Below are 1,191 nucleotides of genomic sequence, written 5' to 3'. Positions count from 1 at the left end.
ACCTTCAAAACAGGAACGATTACAAGAAAATCCGAAGAGTCCTCTGTAGGATATGGTACGTTTAAGAATGGTGGGGCAGTTGGAATACATTTTGACTACCCCATCAAGTTTACATTCTATTCAGCAAAAGAACCAAGGGACTTCTCTGTCCGTTTTGAGACTATACCTCAAAGTGCAGCAAAGGGAGATCCTGTCATTGTTTCGGCTGTAATTAATTCTGCTTTTATAAATGAGCAGAAGACCAATTTTAGATGGGAAATCACACCTGTAAAGAATAGAAAATTAGATGTAAAATACATCGACAAAGACGGCGGAACTGAAGAACAGGGAGAAATAAATGTTTTTCCGGAAGGTGACGAAAGAGGCGACCATATATTCTATGCTGTTTTTACTATGCCGGATTGTGACGTAGATGTAAAATTTATAGTCAATGAAGATGGAACCAATCCGGAAGAAGACGATTTAGAAAATAATGTCGCAAGTGCCACGATTGAACTTGTAGAGACATTCAACAATTTAGAGATAATCAACTTGCCATATGATGCTTTGTCAAGGGATATTTCTTTTAAGCTTGCAGGAGAAAATGAAATTAAAGCACAACTCAGACTACCAAGAGGTAGTTGGGATGGAAACGCCAAAGGTGAACTAAAAGTAACCAATGAAAATAATGACTTGTTGCGCAAATTTGAAGTAAAAGATAACCCTAAAGTCAATGAGGATAGTGAAACAATTATAAGAAAACCAATAATAAATGCCCAAATACAAAGAAGTGATTTTGGGGATAATCCTTCAAAGAAAATATACTTGGATGTGGCTGATCCCACAAAACCAATTCAAAAGAAAGCAAGTGTTACTTATAATGGTAATGTTGAGAGAGATTATACGTACAGGGAATACTGTGACAGAGAAGAAAATTGTACTGGACACCCGGTGAGTAGTACAACTTCGGCAGCATTTAATAACGGTATTCATGAAGTTCAAATAAATACATATGTCTACAACGGCAAAAAGGATTTGAAGAAAAAAGAGTATGAAAATAAAATAGGCAATAATTATGACAAAGACTTTAAAGCGAAAATACTATGGACAAACAGTCCCATCAAATTCGATGTAATACGATATATGTTCCACTTGGATGCAGCCGGTAATCCAAAGACATGGGAAGCAGTGCCCGGCAGATATCAAAGGGAA

1 pseudogene is annotated in these 1,191 nt (G+C 36.6%); it reads left to right on the top strand.

Going from position 1 to position 1,191, the window contains the following annotated elements:
* Positions 1-1,191, top strand: a pseudogene (locus JCM21531_RS17270) (hypothetical protein); the annotation flags it as partial.

The organism is Acetivibrio straminisolvens JCM 21531 (genome assembly GCF_000521465.1).
In the GTDB taxonomy this organism is placed as follows: domain Bacteria; phylum Bacillota; class Clostridia; order Acetivibrionales; family Acetivibrionaceae; genus Hungateiclostridium; species Hungateiclostridium straminisolvens.
The sequence above is the reverse complement of the archived record's forward strand: the minus strand, read 5'-3'. Positions and strand labels throughout refer to the sequence as shown.